Raw genomic sequence first — 17,067 nt, forward strand, 5'->3', positions numbered from 1 at the left:
GGACAAAGGCCGAGGCTATGCCAACGGAAGCAAAAGGTTAAGCCACGTTTTCCCTAGGTGGGAGACCTGCGGGTCACGCGTAATTCGTCGGCTCAGTGCCGGACGAATGGTCGCCACGCGCCCAAGGCGAATGGTCCATCCAGGCCTCGAGCCCTGCGGCATCAACCGGTCTGGAGACGAAATAGCCCTGCGCCAGATCACAACCGAGCTCGCCCAAACGCACGAGGATCTCCTCGGTTTCCACGCCCTCCGCCGTCACCACCAGCCCCAGACTGTGCGCGAGCTCGATCGTAGAGCGCACGATCAGCTCATCGCCAGGCCGGGTGGTGAGATTCATGACGAAACTGCGGTCGATCTTGAGCTCCTGGACCGGCATCTGACGCAGATAGGAGAGTGATGAGTAACCCGTACCGTAGTCGTCGATCGAAAGCTGACAGCCGGTGGCGTGCAGGCGCTCGAGCGTCGCCAGCGCCTTGCGCGGATCGTCCAGCACCGCGCTTTCGGTGATCTCGAGCGTTATCCAGCGCGCCTCGCAGCCGTGATGCTCAAGCATGGCGCGGAACTGATCCGGCAGTTCAGGATGCAGCAAGTCGCGAGCCGAGAGATTGAGGCCGACATGCACTGCCCTCCCAGCGCGCCGCCACTCTGCGCACTGGCGCACTGCGCGTTCGAGCACCCACAGCGTGATCGCCCTGATATAGCCAGTCTGTTCGGCAAACGGGATGAACTCCATCGGCGGCACGAAGCCACGCTTGGGATGAACCCAGCGCACGAGCGCCTCCACACTGAGCATGGCTGATGAGCAGAAGGCGTGCTTGGGCTGGTAGTAGAGCACCAGTTCATCGCCCTCGACGGCCTGGCGCAACTCGGTGAGCAAGGACAGGCGGGCGGCATTGCGGCCATGATGCGCCGGGTCGTATATGGCATGACCGGCATGGGCCTGCTTGGCCTTGTACATGGCGACATCCGCACCCCGCATCAACTCGCCGGCGTCGTTGCCATGATCGGGGTAGAGGGCGATACCGATGCTCGCGCGCACATCGACCAGTTGTCCCTGCACGTTCATCGGCGCTTCGAGCAAGGCAGCGATACGCTCGGCCACAACCCTGGCAGCCACGGCGTCCGCCCCGGGCACGAGAACCGCAAATTCGTCTCCGCCCAGCCGCGCGCATGCGTTGGCCTCGTCCTGCAGGCCTTGCGCGAGGTCGCGCCGGCGCATGCCTGCATGCTGCAGGCGACGACCGACCTCCTGCAGCACCTGGTCGCCCAGATCGTGGCCCAGGGAATCGTTGATGAGCTTGAAGCGGTCGATATCCAGGGTCAGCACGGCGAGACGCTCACCACGCTCCCCGAAGCTGCGCACGAAGCGATCGAGCGACTCGACGAACTGCACCCTATTGGGCAGCCCCGTCAGCACGTCACGGTAGGCCAGCTCGGAGATGCGCGCCTCGCGGCTGGCGATGGCCTCCGTCATCAGGGCGAAGGCCGTGGCGAGTCGGCCAATCTCGTCCTCGCGCCGCACCATGGGCGGGGCGGCATACTCGCCGACACGGACGCGCCGGGCGAACTCGGCAAGCCTGGTCACCGGCGACGCGATCGTGCGCCCCATCCACATGCTGGCCAGCAGCATGGCGACAGTAGCTGCGACCGTCAGCCCGGACCACTCGCGATAGAGCCGCTCCCAGGGTTCGAGCGCACGCTCGAGCGAGACCTGGAGCACGGCGAAGACACGCTCGCTGGCAAGTGGATCGAGGTCGCGCACCAGGCCGGCGTACTCGAAGCCGCCGACAAGCATGCCATGCCCCGCATCGGCAAGCAGTTGCGCAGCGTCGACGTCTGTCGGCAGGGTACTGGCCACCAGCGCTGCCTCAAGCTCACGACCGCGCACCAGACTCACGTCTAGCCCGATTACCCGCTTGAGGTCGTGCACAAGCGCCTCGTCTACGACGAAACCGATCGCCACCCAGGCGACCGGCACCGGCGCCATGACCGGCACCACGACCAACTGGAAAACGCTGTCGCCCACGACCTGGAAACCCGTCGCCGCGCCACGCGCCTGCGCATCGGCGATGAAGCGCGCAAGGCGCTGCGCAAAAGCGTCGCCCCCAGCGGGATGAGCGGCGAGCGCGCGGCCATCCAGCCCAGTGAGCAACATCAGGCTGGCACCGATCCTGGAGCCGTGGTTCTCGAGCGCAGAGGCTGCAGTGTCGGCGTCACCGGTCAGCACAGCCTCACGGAAGCCGAAGTCGGCCGCGAGCACTCGCGCCGCCTGCGCCAACTGGGCGCTGCGCTGTTCGAGCAGGCGATCGAGCACGCGGTCGCCGGTGTCGAGTTGCACCTTGACCTCCTGCAGCGCACTGCTGCGCCCAACATGCTCGAACAGGAACAGGCCGCCAATCTGGACCGACAGCAGGATCATCGCCGTCCAGGCGGCAATCCGCCATTGCAGGCGCCGGAAGCCGAAGCGCATCAGGGTTGCGCCCCGACGACGAGGGTAAAGCGCGCATCACCATCGATACGCACCGGCGTGCCGGCTACCGAATTGTCGGCACCGACCCAGCGCGGGTGCCAGTACTCGAGCCTGTAGTCGCCAGCAGGCACGCCCTGCAGGCGCAATTCGCCAGCTTCGTCACTGACACCGACCCACGGCGAATCGAACACCACCACGTAGGCCACCATGTGATCATGAATATTGCAGCCCATCACGACCACGCCAGGCTTGTCGAACACAACCGGCGCTGCAGGCGTGCCGAGATAGAGCTTGAGTTCGAAGGTCTTCGCCGGCGAGAACGAATAGACGTGATGGCGCACCGTGTCGTGGTTGGGAAACCGTATCGAGGCACCCGTCGGCACCGCGGTCATCAGCGGGATGAAGCGCTTGTCCCGTTGCACGATCTCGAACTCTGCAGCCCGCATGGCTGGTACGCCCACCAAGGGCTTGAGCGCCATCGCCACGTCCTGCAACGCAGCACCGTGCTCATCGACAACCCTGACGGTGAGGCTGTCCGCGAGCGCCGCCGGCGCCGGAACGATGCAGCCAATCGCAGCGAGAATCATCCCGCGTCTGGCTGCCAAATCGATCACGTACGAAATCCGCATGCTGTCCTATCTTTGCTCATCCACGAAGCCCAGCCCGCCCCGAGAGGAATGCCCATGCCCCAGCCCAAGCTGCCACGCCACCTGCCGCTCAATGCGCTGCTTACCGCCGCGCTAGCGGTCGGCCTTGCCTCGCCTGCAGACGCCGCCGCCGAACTGGAGAGAATCAGGATCCATGCCGTCACGGAGTCGCATGAGCTTATCGCGGTTTCAGCGGCCGAACCGCATAAAATCATCCGCAGCGTGAAGCTGGTCGGCCTCGGCAGCGATGAGAGCATCCTGGGCATCGACTACCGGGTCGCCTACGGCGTGATGTACGCACTGGGTTCATCGGGTCGGCTATTCACGGTCGACGTGGAAACCGGCACCCTCACCCCGGTCGGCACGCAAGTCTTCGCGCTCGCCCTCGAAGGAAAACGCTTCGGCTTCGACTTCAACCCGGCTGCCGACCGCATTCGCATCGTCTCCGACGCCGGTCAGAACCTGCGTGCGCATCCGGAAACCGGCACCCTGGTCGATTTTTCTCCAGATCAGGACGGCGTCCAGGCCGACGGCCGCCTCGCATACGCTGCGGGCGACCCTGCCGCAGAAAAGCCCGCATACGTGATCGCCGCGGCATATACCTACAATCAGCAGGATGAGAAGCTCACCACCAACTTCGCCATTGACGCGGGGCGTGCGAGCTTGGTTCGCCAGGGTTCGATCGAAGGTACCCAGCCCGTCGTTTCGCCGAACAGCGGTCAGCTTCATACCGTAGGCCAACTCGGCGTGGAGGGCATCGAAGATGCGCACTTCGACATCTCTGACGTCAGCAACACCGCGCTCGCGGTACTGACCACCGCCACCATGCCTGCAGCCACGCTCCATCACATCGACCTCGGCACCGGTGCGGCGCGTGTGCTCGGCCCGGTAGGCAGTGGCGAACGCCTGCGTGGGATGGCCATCGAGCCCTGAAACGAGCGCGGGGGACGGCCTGAGCCGTCCCCCACGTATTCTGCTCCAGCGCGTGGATCAGCGCCGCGAACGGCGCTGCCGCTCAATGTCAGCGGATGAAGTCGCGGTTGATCTCGCGGAAGAGCTCGGTACCACCTCGCTGGAGCCACTCGAAGGCCGCCATCTCGCATGACACGATCTCGACACCATGGCTGCGCATGCGTGCAAAGGCCAGGTCGCGATTGGCCGGATCGCGCGACCCCGAGGCCTCAGCCACGACAAAGACCTCCTTCCCCGCCCAGCGCAGATCGAGCGCGGTCTGCTGTACGCAGACATGCGCCTCGGTGCCGCACACGATCACCTGCCGACGCGCCTCGACCGCAGTGCCTTTCAGGCAACCGTCCGCCTGCGCCGAGAAGCATTGCTTTTCGACATATTCGGCAGCGGGCGTAACCGCCCGCAGTGCATCGAGCGTGCCTCCGATCTTGGCAGGGAAATGCTCGGTGACCACCACCGGCACGCCAACGCGCTCGGCAACCCGGGCGAGCCAGATGCAGCTGGCCGCGACCTTGTCGCTGTCATGTATGGAGGGCGCCAACCTGGCCTGCACATCAACGATCAACAGCACGGACTTGTCACGGTTCATCAGCATGATGGCTTGCCCATTCAGTCTGCGAGTTCGGCACGGTCGCGGAAATGCGCCAGCGCCTCGGGGTTGGCGAGCGCCTCCTGGTTCTTGACCGGGCGCCCATGCACCACGTTGCGCACCGCCAGTTCGACGATCTTTCCGCTCTTGGTGCGCGGAATATCCGCCACCTGCAACACCTTGGCCGGGACGTGGCGCGGCGTGGTGTTGTCGCGAATCGTCTGGCGGATGCGCCTGGCGAGCGCATCGTCGAGCGCAACCCCCTCGCGCAGCTTGACGAACAACACCACGCGCACGTCGTTCGGGTTCTGCGGCGGCCAGTCCTGGCCAATCACCAGGGACTCAACCACCTCGGGCAACTTCTCGACCTGGCGGTAGATCTCGGCCGTGCCGATGCGCACCCCGCCCGGGTTGAGCGTGGCATCCGACCTGCCGTAGATGATCAGCCCGCCATGAGCGGTGATTTCGCAGAAGTCGCCATGGCACCACACATTGGGGAAGCGATCGAAATAGGCGGCGTGGTACTTGCTGCCGTCCGCATCGTTCCAGAAACCGATCGGCATCACCGGGAACGGCTTGCTGCACACCAGCTCGCCCTTCTCGCCGCGCACCGGCTTGCCATCGTCGTCCCACACATCCACCGCCATGCCCAGGCCGCGGCACTGGATCTCGCCGCGCCACACCGGAAGCACGGGAGAGCCAAGCACGAAGCAGGAGATGATGTCGGTTCCGCCCGAAATAGAGGACAGCTGCAGGTCGGCCTTGATATCGCGATAGACGTACTCGAAGCCTTCCGGGACCAACGGGCTGCCGGTACTCATCATGGCGCGCACGGTGTCGAGCCGGTGGGTTTCCCTGGGTTTCAAGCCAAACTTCGCCGCGGCGTCGATGAACTTGGCCGAGGTACCGAAGTGCGTCATGTGCTCGGCGTCGGCGTAATCGAACAGAATCTGGTTATCGCCGGCAAAGGGCGAGCCATCGTACAGCAGCAGCGTGGCCTCGGCGGCCAGCGCCGACACGAGCCAGTTCCACATCATCCATCCGCAGGTCGTGAAGTAGAACACGCGGTCGCCGCGCTTCACGTCGCTGTGCAGGCGATGCTCCTTCAGGTGCTGCAGCAGCGCGCCGCCGGCGCAATGCACGATGCACTTGGGCACGCCAGTGGTTCCCGAGGAGTACATGATGTAGAGCGGGTGGTCGAAGGGCAGCTCGGCAAACTCGATGTCATCGACGAAATGGTAGGGCGCGATGAAATCGGCGTACATGCGCGCATGCGGCACGTGCGAGAGATCGTGCTCGGCGTGCACATAAGGCACGACGACCACGCGCTTGATCGAAGGCAGCTGGCCAACGATCTCGCCCAGTTTGCCCAGCACGTCCACCGTCTTGCCGCCGTAGTAGTAGCCGTCGCAGGCAATGAGCACCTTGGGCTCAGTCTGGCCGAAACGATCGAGCACGCCCTGCACGCCAAAGTCCGGCGAGGCCGAGGTGAAGATCGCACCGATGCTCGCCGCGGCAAGCATCGCGACCACCGTCTCCGGCATGTTGGGCATGTAGGCGGCAACACGATCGCCCTCGCCCACACCCATCTCGCGCAACGCAGCGACGAAGTGGGCCACAGCGCGATACAGCTCGCCGTGGCTCATGCGGTTCTTCACCCTGTCTTCGCCCCAGAACACGATCGCGTCATGCGCGTCACGCGAACGCAGCAGGTTGCGGGCGAAGTTCAATCGCGCATCGGGGAACCACTTCGCACCCGGCATGCGCTCGGCGTCCACGAGCACGCGCTCGCCACGGCTGCCGATGACGCCACCACCGATGCCGTCACCCTCCCAGACGCTCACCCAGAACTGCTCCGGGTGCGCCACCGACCAGGCATACAAGGCCTCATAGTCAGGCAGGCTCACGCCCCAGCGCTGCTCGGCGGCCAGGCGAAAAGCGGTCACGTTGGCGGCAGCGACGCGCTCGGGCGACGGTGTCCACAGCGGGCTCTGTTCAGCAGAATTCACGTTGTCTCCTCTCCATCAATCGACGCTCCGCCGACTGCCCGACGGCGCGCCCGTTTGTTTTTGTGACGATTGAATCAGCGCGTTCGCTATTCGAACACGGCACGAACGAAATCGGGCATCGGCGACGACTTGCCGCTGCGGGTGTCCATCCACACCGTCTTTGCCGCCCCTTCGGCATAGAGCCTGTCCTCGCCCTCGACAAACAACTCGTACCAGGTCATCACGCTGGAGCGCCCTGGCTCACCGGCATACATCTTGATGACGACGGTTGCCGGGTAGTTCACCGGCGCCAGGAACGTGCAGCTGGCGTTGATGATCACCGGCCCGACGGCCTCTTCGACGCTGACCCGACATCCCATGGCCTCGAGCCATTCAACGCGCGTCTGTTCGAAGTAGCGGAAATATACCGTGTTGTTAACGTGACCGTAGGCGTCCATGTCGCCCCAGCGCACGGGGATCCGGCTGGTATGGATGAGCTTCGCACGTTCGTTCATGCCGCAGTCTCCTGTTGTAGTTTGCTGTTGTATGTGCAGCGAGCTAATGTAACATACGCATCCGTATGTTGTGCAGACTGCCGGCCAGCCGTCTGCATAAGCGCAAGGGTATACAATCGCCACACAAGAGGGGCGCCACCTCCCACACGGGAACAGGAGAACAGGATGGAAAGAGAATCGATGGAATTCGACGTGCTGATCGTCGGCGGCGGCCCGGCCGGGCTGGCGGCGGCGATCCGCTTGAAACAGCTCGCCACGGCCAAGGGCCAGGAGCTGTCGGTGTGCCTGATCGAGAAGGCCGCCGAGATCGGTGCCCACATCCTGTCGGGCGCGGTGATGGACCCCAAGGCGCTCACCGAGCTGATCCCCGACTGGAAGGAACAGGGCGCCCCGCTCAACACCGAGGTCACCGAAGACCGCGTGCTGTTCCTGTCCGAGACCGGTGCCCGCCAGGCCCCCAACGGCCTGCTGCCCGACTGTTTCGTGAACCACGGCAACTACATCGTGCGCCTGGGCAACGTGGTGAAGTGGCTCGGCGAGCAGGCCGAGGCGGCCGGCGTCGAGGTCTATCCCGGCTTTGCCGGCGCCGAGGTGCTGTTCGATGAAAAAGGCGCGGTCAAGGGCGTGGCTACCGGCGACATGGGCCTCAACCGTGACGGCACGCCCGGCCCGCACCACCAGCCGGGCATGGAGCTGCACGCCAAGTACACGCTCTTTGCCGAAGGCTGTCGCGGCCATCTGGGCAAGCAGCTCGAGGCGAAGTTCAATCTGCGCGAGGGCGCCGACCCGCAGACCTACGGCATCGGCATCAAGGAGCTGTGGGAGGTCAGGCCCGAGAACCATCGCCCCGGCCTGGTGGTGCACACCGCCGGCTGGCCGATGGACAACGCCACCTACGGCGGTGGCTTCGTCTATCACCTCGAGGACAACTTGGTGGCGGTGGGCTACGTGGTCGGCCTCAACTACGAGAACCCGCACCTGTCGCCCTTCGAGGAGATGCAGCGCTACAAGACGCACCCCGAGATCCGCAAGTATCTCGAAGGCGGCAAGCGCCTGGCCTACGGCGCGCGCGCCATTGCCGCCGGCGGCCTGCAGAGCCTGCCGCGGCTGATCTTCCCGGGCGGCGCGCTGATCGGCGACGATGCGGGCTTTCTCAACGCCGCGCGCATCAAGGGCAGCCACGCCGCGATCAAGTCGGGCATGCTCGCCGCCGAGGCCGCCTTCGAGGCGCTCGCCAAGGAACGCGAGCGCGACGCGCTCACCGCCTACCCGGCCGCCTTCCGCGACTCCTGGCTGTACGCCGAGTTGCACAAGACGCGCAACTTCAAGCCCTACATGAAGAAGGGCCTGTACCTGGGTTCGCTGCTGTTCGGCATCGACCAGGTGGTGTTCCGCGGCAAGGCGCCGTGGACGCTGCGCAACAGCGCCGACCATGACAAGCTCAAGCCGGCGGCCGAATGCGCGAAGATCAATTACCCCAAGCCCGACGGCGTGCTCACCTTCGATCGCCTGTCCTCGGTGTTCCTGTCCAACACCAACCACGAGGAAGAGCAGCCCTGCCACCTGCAGTTGAAGGACGGCGCGGTGCCGATCGCAATCAACCTGGCCAAGTACGACGCCCCCGAGCAGCGCTACTGCCCGGCCGGGGTGTATGAGATCGTCCACGAAGAGGCTGGGCCGCGCCTGCAGATCAACGCCCAGAACTGTGTGCACTGCAAGACCTGCGACATCAAGGACCCGACCCAGAACATCAACTGGGTCGTGCCGCAGGGCGGCGAAGGACCGATCTACCAGGGAATGTAAGACCACACCGGCAGAGGGCACGACAGCTCGCCCTCTGCCGGTATCGATTCAGTCCTCCCGCCCCGCCCTCGCCGCACGCATGATGCGGGCGATGAAATCACCCTTGGCTTGCGCGTAAGCCCTGCGATCGTCCGGGCAGGCGGCAGCGATGCGGCATTTGAGCGCACCGTACTCCCTCGCAGCCTCGGGATGCGCGCGCAGGTAGTCGCGAAACAGCAGGCGCTCCCATTCCGAAGACCCCCTCTCAAGGAAGTGGATGTGGTGCGTGCGCCGTCCGCTGGCGTCACGGCGAATGAACCATGCGTACTCGATGCCGGGCAAACCCGGCTGGCTCGCCCGCCAGAAGAACTCGCAACCCTGCGCCTGCAATAGCGGCGCAATATGCTGCGCAACGTCGCTCATCGAACGCACCTCCACCAGCATATCGACGATAGGCTTGGCATGCAGCCCCGGCACCGCGGTGCTGCCGAAATGCTCGATACGCCCAATCATGCCTGGTGGCAGGCAGGCCCGCAGCCGCGCAGCCTCCTCCTCGAACGCGCGCAGCCAGCCGGGATCGTAAGGCACGATCTCGATACGCTCGCCGAGCGCGCGGGACACATGTTCTGGTTGCCGCAAGTACCCAGCCATCGCTGGCCAACCTCCTGCGTGTTACATCGTCCGTCAAGCGTACTCGCCAACGCTCACCGCAAACCCAACGTAAGCGCGGCGATAAAGATATAGCGCCCCGCCTTCGCCACGGCGACGATGAGAACGAAGCTCCACAGCGGCTCTCGCATTACCCCGGCGAGCACTGTAAGCGGGTCCCCGATGACGGGAACCCAACTCAGGAGCAGCGACCAGCGCCCATAGCGATGGTAGCGCGCCTGGGCCTTCTCGAGCTGATCTGAACGCACCGGAAACCAGCGATACGCACGCCAGCGCTCGAGGTAGCGACCCAGCAGCCAGTTGACGACAGAGCCCAGGACATTGCCAGCACTGGCAACGATAACCAGCGCCCACGGCGGATGAGCCGCATTGACCAACAAGCCGACGAGCACCGCCTCGGATTGCAGCGGTAACAGTGTGGCCGCGCCAAAGGCGGCAACGAACAAGCCGATGTAGGCAGCGGACAGCATGAATGGCTTGGCCGGCTTGTATGCCGGCCCCTGATATCGGAAACACAAACGAAAAGGCCCACGCGGACGTGGGCCTTTTCGTTTGTTTGGTTGCGGGGGCAGGATTTGAACCTGCGACCTTCGGGTTATGAGCCCGACGAGCTGCCAGACTGCTCCACCCCGCGTCGGAGAAACAGAACTATAAACAATCGCAGCGGGAAAGTCAAAGTTTTTTTGCACTGCAAAACTTCTGACCGTGTAAGCCGCGACTGCAGGAAAGACTTGGTGCCGGCAATAGGAATCGAACCCACGACCTTCTGATTACAAATCAGCTGCTCTACCAACTGAGCTATGCCGGCAACGGACGCGGATTATAGCCCAAGCGCAGCCGCAACGCTGCTGTTGGGCGCTTGCGCCAATAACTGTTTAAATATACAGTCCTCAAAACAAACAACGAGGAGCATGGATCATGGCAACGATTGGTACGCGCGCACTCTTGGCCCTCGGCTTGATCTCGGGACTGATGATCGGCACTGGTCACATCGGCGGCGGGCTCGCCGTGTCGGTTGCGGCGACTGCGGCGGCCTGGCTCGCACGAGCTGGCACTGCCGACCACGACCCAGGCTAGGCCTGGGCGGCACACTCAACGGCCAAACTTGCTCATCAGTTGCTGCAGCTTTTCCTGTTTGCGCCGCTCAGCCTCCTCAGCCTCGCGCTTCTCGCGCTGCTGCTTGGCAACCGCCGCAAACCGCGCCTTGAGCAATTGCGCAGCGTGCGCGCGCTGCTCGTCGGTGACCTCGCCCGCCGGGTTGCCATCCAGATCGAAGCGCTGTGCGCTGCGCTCAACCGCCTTGAGGTAACGCGTCGAGGCCGTATGCATCCTCAACGCGACACGCAGCACCTTGCGTTCGAACTCAGGGAAACGCTCGAGAATCGCGTTGTCAATGCGCAGCGCGAGCGGCTTGCAGTCACGAAATGCGGCACACTCCGCCTCGAGGCGCTTGATCATCGCACGTGGCTCGATGCCGGGCTTCGCTTGGGCGGGCGTGGCGTCCAGCCTGGTCTCGGGCATCGTGGTGGCGGGGGGTGTTTGCGCAGAAGTCATCAGTTTGAGAACTCGGAATAAGCGGCACGCGTCTATACACGCGTGCAGGTAAGCGGAGCGGAGTGAGCCGACGACAGGCCCGCTTCACACCGCAAAGCTTGCATTCTAACGCGTCGCGATTGAAGCAGTCCGCCCGCCCGCTGCATCGACCTGCCCCTGCGACGCATTTGCAACAGCTGGACCACCATCACCGCGAGGACCACCATCATGACGCTCAAGCGCTGGAAACGGTTGCCCGGCTCGCAGACTGCCCCTGCCGGCGTAGAGCGCGCCATACTGCGCCGGCTACCCATGGTTACGCTTGCCGGAACGATGGGCTGTATCGCCGCATCCCTGCTGGCCAGGCTGTTGTGGTGGGGTGACACCAGCATCGAAACCGCCCGTGCCTTGCAGATGATCGACATCTGGGTGATCGCGGCAGTCGTGCTGCACTGGACGGTCATGCTCACCCTAGCCATTGGGTGCACCATCGTCTTCGTCATGAAGGGACCGGCGTATATCGCAGACCGATACGACCTTCCAGACGAGAACCACCCACGCTGAGGCCCCGAAACACAGGAAACAGACAAAAGCCTGCTCGCGCTCGAAAGAGGCTCACCACCAGCTCGCTCGTGATATCCGGGCGAGCCTATAATCGGGCTGCATCCTTGCGCAGCCCAGGCCCTCCTCGACATGACCACGAATGGCAACCCGTCCGAAATCGCCCGTGAGACTCTACGCCAGCTGGCGATGCGGCGCGTTGCTCCGACGCCAGACAACTACCGCAAGCTCTATCACGAAATCGCAGGCACCAGCACCTCGGAGGATGCCCCCCCCGAGTCCGATCTGCGCAGGATCGCCCGTCGCCTCCCACGGGATACGCCAGAACGCCAGCGACATCTGCGCCAGCTCGATCAGGCGCTCGCGGAGAATGACGCCAAGGCGGCAGACGCGGCCCTGGAGCGCTACCTGGACGGCCTGAAGCAGTCCGAGCAACCGGCCTGGAACGAGGTCATCGCAAATCTGGTCCGCCAGTGGGAAGCGCGCCAGAACGGCTGGACGACTGCACGCAAGCGCGAGGCGCTGGACCGGGTACTCAACGCCTCGGACGCCGCCACGCTTTACAGCCGCCTGCAGGGGCTTCTGCGCGGCTGGACCCAGGCCGGAACCGACTCCGACGCTGACAGCATGCACGGCACTCAGGACGCGTTTGCCCAGGAGCGCCCCTCGGCTCGCCCCCTCGCATCAATCCCAGCGGCGAACGCACCATATCCGCTCGAGCAGGCGGACCCCGTATCGGCCCACGACGAGTCCAGACATGGACACCTGGACGCTGTACGCGAGTTGCTCGAGCTGAGCCTGCACCAGGCCATCCCCGCCCTGCTGACCGAACACGCCGATCTGGCCGCCGAGGCGAGATCGATCGCATCAGAACTCGGCGAACAGCTCGATACCCCAGCACTCACCCAACTGCGCGACCGTCTGCGCAAGCTCACGCACGAGATCGAGATCACCGCCGCCGACGACGCCGAAGTGCGCAGCGGCCTGCTCGAATTGCTCCGCCTGCTCCTTCGCAACATCGACGACCTCGTCCTCGACGACACCTGGCTCAGCGGCCAGGTCGAGATGCTGCGCGAGATCACCGAGAGCAAACCCGACGCCCGCAAGATAGACGACGCAGGACAGCGTCTGCGCGAACTGATCTCCAAGCAAGGCCAGCTCAAGAGCAACCTGGTTGCCAGCCAACGCCACCTGCGCGACATGCTGGCGGGCTTCGTCGACCAGCTGGCGCGCTTCTCCGAGAGCACAGGCACCTACCACGACCGCATCGGCACCTGCGCCCAACGCATCGCCCAGGCTGGCAGTATCGCGGAGATCGGCCCCTTGCTCGACGAGGTCATGCAGGAAACCCGCAGCATGCAGGACGAGGCGCGCCGATCACGCAGCGAACTGCTCGCCGCACGCGAGGAGGCCAGCGCCGCACAGGCGCGTATCACCGCCCTGCAGGCCGAACTCGATGAGTCGAGCCGGCTCATGCGCCACGACCAGCTCACCGGTGCCCTCAACCGCCGAGGCCTGGACGAGATGTTCCAGAAGGAGGCCGCACGGGCAGTGCGCCGTGGCACGCGACTAGCCGTGGCCCTGCTCGACATCGATCACTTCAAGAAGCTCAATGACAGCCTCGGCCACAAGGTAGGCGACGACGCCCTCGTCCACCTGTCGCGCATCGTCAGACAGCACCTGCGCCCGCAGGACGTGCTCGCGCGCTTCGGCGGCGAGGAGTTCGTCATCCTGCTCCCGGAAACCTCGGACGATGAGGCCTATCAGGCGCTCGTGCGCCTGCAGCGCGAACTGACGCGGGAGTTCTTCATGGCCGACCACCAGAAGGTCGTCATCACTTTCAGCGCCGGCGTGACCCCGCTCTTGCCGGGAGAAGCATTCGAGGTCGCGCTCGATCGCGCCGATGGCGCCATGTACCAAGCCAAGCAGGCAGGTCGCAATCGTGTCGTGGTAGCGCCGGCGCCCACCGAAAAAGAAATCACGGGGAGTTGAGCGCGTGCCCGACGGGTCGCCTCAGCGCCCCTGCCCCAGCTCCTCTACCTCAGCACCATTAGTTCAGAACTTTCGTCTCAGCCGGCTGCGCAGCAGCTGCTCGGCCGCGTTCTCCATCGCACTCCAGGATCCGCCATGCGCGAGATAGGCCGTTACCCACTCCGGCGCCGCGCCCTCGCCGGACCAGCACAGGGAACGACTGGCCGGATGCACATAGCGAATCGTCACCTCTTCGGCGACGCTGGCTGGCTGTGCGGGTGAAGCAAGCGCCTCGGCCCCCTGGGTCGGCTCGGGCGGCACGACAGGCTCAGGCACGACCTCCACGACGGCTTCATCGCACCGGGCACGCTCCTCGCGAACCGAGATCTCATTGCAGACCTCGACAAGCATGGCCTCCAACTCTTGCAGGGAGTGCTCGGTCAGGTCGATCGACATTGGAAAGCTCTTCGGAAGACGGGGTCGCCATCATACTCGGCGCACCCCGTTCTCGGGCAGTGGGTTACCGCGCCCAATCGCATCAGACCCCGCAGCAGTCAGCCGCGGCCTACCGCGCCACCATCCTCCCCCCCGCAAACACAGGGCATGCGGCTAGACTTCAGGCCCGTGCCTCCCGGCCCTGACGACTCCCATGCAAGGCGTCCCCGAACACTTCGAACACATCACAGACAAGGCCGAGTTCCGCCGTCCACCGGGCAGAGCGGGCATCGAGCTGTATCGCGCCCATATCGTTCGCCACCACTTCGACGCCCATACCCATGAGGCGTATGGCTTCGGCGTCATCGAGCATGGGGTCGAGCGCTTTCGTCTCGCCGGCTCGGATCACCTCGCGGCTCCCGGCTCCATTGTGCTGATGAACCCCGACGCACTGCACACGGGCCGCGCCGAGACCGAGCAGGGTTGGGCCTACAGCATGATCTACATCGACCCTGACCTTCTGGCGCGAGCAAGCGGCGACACGCAGTGGTGGTTCTCGAGTGCCGTCGTGGACGACGACCCTGTACGCGCGCGTCGCCTCACCGCACTGCTTCATGCACTGTGGCGGGAGGCCGACCCGCTCGCCATCGACAGCCTGCTGCTGCTGCTCGTACGCGAGCTGCAGCCCCATGCCCGCTCACCTGCGCCGGCGCGCGCCGAAAAAGCCCACTGCTTCAACCGCGTCATCGACTACATGCGCGCGCATCTGGGCGAGCGCATAACGCTCGAGGTGCTCGCAAGCGTCGCCGGACTCAGCCCTTTTCATTTCCTGCGCTGCTTCCGGGATCAGCACCATGTCACCCCGCAGCAGATGTTGATGGCACTCCGCCTGTTCGAGGCCAAGCAAGGCCTGGCTGCCGGCAAAGCACCTGCCGAGGTGGCGGCTGACGTCGGCCTCGCCGATCAGGCCCACCTGACACGCGCCTTCGCGCGCCGCTACGGTGTCACCCCCGCACGTTACCAGCGCCAGGTCCGGTCCTGAGCCCCCGGCAGGCGCAAGATGGTACAAGACACGCATCAGGGCGGGCGATGAAACTCCCGCATCGTCATCGGGAGCACGTTTCATGTGGGTGGGTATCGGATTCGCGCTTGCGGCGGGCATGCTTTGGGGTCTGGTGTTCGTCGGCCCACTGCTGTTGCCCGACTATCCGGCGGCCCTGCAGTCGTTCGGGCGCTACCTCGCCTTCGGGCTGATCGCCCTGCCCCTGGCCTGGCTCGACCGCGGCGAACTGGGCCGTCTCCACCGCAGCGACTGGATCGAGGCGCTCAAGCTCGCACTCATCGGCAACCTGCTCTATTACCTGTTTCTTGCAAGTGCCATCCAGCGTGCAGGCGCCCCCCTGCCCACCATGATCATCGGCACCCTGCCGGTGGTCATCGCCATCAGCGCCAACTGGCGCAACCGCGAGCGCGACGGCATGCTGCCCTGGCCGCGGCTTGCGCCAGCGCTCATCCTCATCGCCCTAGGCCTGGCTTGTGTGAATCAGGTGGAAATGTCCGCGCTCGCCGCGCAAGGCAGCGACGGCAACACGCGCTACCTGAGCGGCGCCGCGCTTGCCATCGGCGCCGTCGCCTGCTGGACCTGGTACCCGCTGCGTAACGCCGACTGGCTGCGTGCGCATCCGGATCGCAATCCGCGCGCTTGGGCAACGGCGCAGGGCCTCGTCACCCTGCCGCTGGCCTTGACCGGATACATCGGCTTCTGGGCCTGGCTCATCATCGATGGCAACCCCATGCCCATGCCCTTCGGCCCACGTCCGGAAGTGTTCATTGGCCTGATGGTGAGCATCGGCCTGTTCGCATCCTGGCTCGGCACCCTGTGCTGGAACGAAGCCAGCCAGCGCATGCCGACCGCAGTGGTGGGGCAACTCATCGTCTTCGAGATGCTCGCGGCACTGACCTATGCATTCATCTGGAAGGAGCAGTGGCCGGACGCCCTGACGCTGACCGGCATCGGCCTCGTCCTCGCCGGCGTCCTGTCCGCGCTGCGGATCAAGCCGGTTCGCAGGGTCAGCGGCGAACCGCGGCGGTAGCCATTGATCCACCCCGCGCAAGCGTCTATCGCCGCTGCACGCGTACTCGGCGACGCAACAGCCTTGTCCCGCTCAACGCCCGCGCTGGGGTTCGGGCCACGTCTGCAAGCGGCACTTCTCGCAGTCGTCCCAAGGCAGGCAGTCACACACCCGCGGCAGCGCAACATAGCGGCTGCCTACCTGCACCTTGCCCTCCTGCGTCCGAGATGAAGCCGGATCACGGCGCGGCACAGGCGACGGTGGCGGAGACGATGCGTCGTGGGGCGTCGGCTGCCAGCGCAAGAACGGCGCCACATCGACGCCGTCGCCAAGGTACCAGAGCTTGCGCGCAGCATCCCAGCGCGCGCCCAGCTTCTTCGCCTCGTCCTTCTCTGCGAACGGAACCTTCAGGTTGTGGCGCATGGCGGCATCACTGTATTCATGACAGGGGGCGCATTATAGGCGCGCCGGGCCGGGTATCACTCGTGCATCCAGGCACAGCGCCAGTCACCCCTTTGCCTGCGCGTCCCGGTCCGCCTGGTCGAGATCGGCCTGTGCCTTGGCAGCCAGCAACTCCGCGTCCATCTTGTTCTTGGCGAAGGCGATGGCCGCTCTTCCCACCACGATCATCACCCCGGCAACGAGCACGATCGACAACAAGGAGGCCCGATTGTCCGGGCTGGCCTGCATCGCACCCGCGCCATCCTTGGCCTCTTGCCCATTCTGTTGAACGGGCACCTGCTCGCTTGTCCTTGCCGCGGGCTCCGGCGGGGTCTCTGCCCGGGCAACGCCCGCCGACAGGCAAACCCAAATGCCAAGCACGATGACTGCCACGCGTTTCATAGACGACCTCATTCGCAAACCTC

Annotated in this window: 18 protein-coding genes and 2 tRNA genes; 7 read left to right on the forward strand and 13 right to left on the reverse strand. The window is 65.0% G+C overall.

Annotated features, from left to right (window positions below; translation table 11 throughout):
* Positions 1-73: 73 nt before the first annotated feature.
* A complete protein-coding gene (locus tag LQF09_RS12830) occupies positions 74-2,470 on the reverse strand; it encodes a bifunctional diguanylate cyclase/phosphodiesterase (RefSeq protein ID WP_270068137.1) in 2,397 nt (798 codons plus the stop codon).
* Positions 2,470-3,057 (reverse strand): methylamine utilization protein, encoded by a 588-nt coding sequence (locus LQF09_RS12835; RefSeq protein WP_270068138.1) that lies wholly within the window; start codon positions 3,055-3,057, stop codon positions 2,470-2,472. The genes LQF09_RS12830 and LQF09_RS12835 overlap by 1 nt, the downstream gene beginning before the upstream one ends.
* A gap of 96 nt (positions 3,058-3,153) precedes the next feature.
* Between LQF09_RS12835 and LQF09_RS12840 the strand changes: the two genes are divergently transcribed.
* Entirely contained in the window at positions 3,154-4,050 is an 897-nt protein-coding gene (locus LQF09_RS12840) for a DUF4394 domain-containing protein (RefSeq protein WP_270068139.1), read from the forward strand.
* An 88-nt stretch (positions 4,051-4,138) separates the two neighbouring features.
* On the opposite strand, the gene LQF09_RS12845 is transcribed toward LQF09_RS12840, so the two are convergent.
* From LQF09_RS12845 to LQF09_RS12855, 3 genes are all read right to left on the reverse strand, one after another.
* Positions 4,139-4,681, reverse strand: a complete 543-nt coding sequence (locus tag LQF09_RS12845; protein WP_002926624.1) for a hydrolase — start codon at positions 4,679-4,681, stop codon at positions 4,139-4,141.
* Positions 4,682-4,695: 14 nt separating this feature from the next.
* Positions 4,696-6,684 (reverse strand): acetoacetate--CoA ligase, encoded by a 1,989-nt coding sequence (locus tag LQF09_RS12850; protein WP_002926626.1) that lies wholly within the window; start codon positions 6,682-6,684, stop codon positions 4,696-4,698.
* 86 nt (positions 6,685-6,770) lie between these two features.
* Complete coding sequence (locus tag LQF09_RS12855; RefSeq protein ID WP_002926627.1) at positions 6,771-7,178, reverse strand: acyl-CoA thioesterase; 408 nt, start codon at positions 7,176-7,178, stop codon at positions 6,771-6,773.
* 165 nt (positions 7,179-7,343) lie between these two features.
* Here LQF09_RS12855 and LQF09_RS12860 point away from each other — a divergent pair, with 165 nt between their 5' ends.
* Positions 7,344-8,981 (forward strand): electron transfer flavoprotein-ubiquinone oxidoreductase, encoded by a 1,638-nt coding sequence (locus LQF09_RS12860; protein WP_270068140.1) that lies wholly within the window; start codon positions 7,344-7,346, stop codon positions 8,979-8,981.
* 48 nt (positions 8,982-9,029) lie between these two features.
* Here the strand turns inward: LQF09_RS12860 and LQF09_RS12865 are convergent, their stop codons facing one another.
* The 4 genes from LQF09_RS12865 to LQF09_RS12880 all read right to left on the reverse strand — a co-directional run bounded on the left by LQF09_RS12865 (position 9,030) and on the right by LQF09_RS12880 (position 10,437).
* Entirely contained in the window at positions 9,030-9,581 is a 552-nt protein-coding gene (locus LQF09_RS12865) for a GrpB family protein (RefSeq protein ID WP_232433230.1), read from the reverse strand.
* An 83-nt stretch (positions 9,582-9,664) separates the two neighbouring features.
* Positions 9,665-10,099: a YqaA family protein gene (locus LQF09_RS12870; RefSeq protein ID WP_002926633.1), complete on the reverse strand. Its 435-nt coding sequence runs from the start codon at positions 10,097-10,099 to the stop codon at positions 9,665-9,667.
* 87 nt (positions 10,100-10,186) lie between these two features.
* Positions 10,187-10,263, reverse strand: a tRNA-Met gene (locus tag LQF09_RS12875).
* Between the two features lie 98 nt (positions 10,264-10,361).
* Positions 10,362-10,437: transfer RNA gene (locus LQF09_RS12880), tRNA-Thr, on the reverse strand.
* Between the two features lie 110 nt (positions 10,438-10,547).
* Here LQF09_RS12880 and LQF09_RS12885 point away from each other — a divergent pair.
* Positions 10,548-10,706, forward strand: a complete 159-nt coding sequence (locus LQF09_RS12885; RefSeq protein ID WP_198291742.1) for a hypothetical protein — start codon at positions 10,548-10,550, stop codon at positions 10,704-10,706.
* A 15-nt stretch (positions 10,707-10,721) separates the two neighbouring features.
* On the opposite strand, the gene LQF09_RS12890 is transcribed toward LQF09_RS12885, so the two are convergent.
* Positions 10,722-11,150, reverse strand: coding sequence for a ProQ/FINO family protein (locus tag LQF09_RS12890; protein ID WP_270069885.1), 429 nt, complete (start codon positions 11,148-11,150; stop codon positions 10,722-10,724).
* Between the two features lie 240 nt (positions 11,151-11,390).
* On the opposite strand from LQF09_RS12890, the gene LQF09_RS12895 reads away from it, so the two are divergent.
* Positions 11,391-11,726 carry a hypothetical protein gene (locus LQF09_RS12895; protein WP_002926637.1) on the forward strand — a complete coding sequence of 112 codons (336 nt, stop codon included), beginning with the start codon at positions 11,391-11,393 and terminating at the stop codon, positions 11,724-11,726.
* A gap of 129 nt (positions 11,727-11,855) precedes the next feature.
* Entirely contained in the window at positions 11,856-13,715 is a 1,860-nt protein-coding gene (locus tag LQF09_RS12900) for a GGDEF domain-containing protein (protein WP_002926639.1), read from the forward strand.
* 63 nt (positions 13,716-13,778) lie between these two features.
* Here LQF09_RS12900 and LQF09_RS12905 read toward each other — a convergent pair whose 3' ends face one another.
* The gene (locus LQF09_RS12905) at positions 13,779-14,150 is read right to left on the reverse strand and encodes an H-NS family nucleoid-associated regulatory protein (protein ID WP_002926641.1); all 372 of its coding nucleotides are present in this window, start codon (positions 14,148-14,150) and stop codon (positions 13,779-13,781) included.
* 193 nt (positions 14,151-14,343) lie between these two features.
* Between LQF09_RS12905 and LQF09_RS12910 the strand changes: the two genes are divergently transcribed.
* Both LQF09_RS12910 and LQF09_RS12915 read left to right on the forward strand, forming a co-directional pair.
* Entirely contained in the window at positions 14,344-15,171 is an 828-nt protein-coding gene (locus tag LQF09_RS12910) for an AraC family transcriptional regulator (RefSeq protein WP_270068141.1), read from the forward strand.
* Between the two features lie 82 nt (positions 15,172-15,253).
* Complete coding sequence (locus tag LQF09_RS12915) at positions 15,254-16,222, forward strand: DMT family transporter (RefSeq protein WP_270068142.1); 969 nt, start codon at positions 15,254-15,256, stop codon at positions 16,220-16,222.
* Positions 16,223-16,294: 72 nt separating this feature from the next.
* Here the strand turns inward: LQF09_RS12915 and LQF09_RS12920 are convergent, their stop codons facing one another.
* Both LQF09_RS12920 and LQF09_RS12925 read right to left on the reverse strand, forming a co-directional pair.
* Positions 16,295-16,624 (reverse strand): DUF5710 domain-containing protein, encoded by a 330-nt coding sequence (locus LQF09_RS12920; protein WP_270068143.1) that lies wholly within the window; start codon positions 16,622-16,624, stop codon positions 16,295-16,297.
* An 84-nt stretch (positions 16,625-16,708) separates the two neighbouring features.
* The gene (locus LQF09_RS12925; protein ID WP_157354471.1) at positions 16,709-17,044 is read right to left on the reverse strand and encodes a hypothetical protein; all 336 of its coding nucleotides are present in this window, start codon (positions 17,042-17,044) and stop codon (positions 16,709-16,711) included.
* Positions 17,045-17,067 lie beyond the last annotated feature (23 nt).

The organism is Thauera sp. WB-2 (genome assembly GCF_027594845.1).
GTDB classification, from domain to species: Bacteria; Pseudomonadota; Gammaproteobacteria; order Burkholderiales; family Rhodocyclaceae; genus Thauera; species Thauera mechernichensis.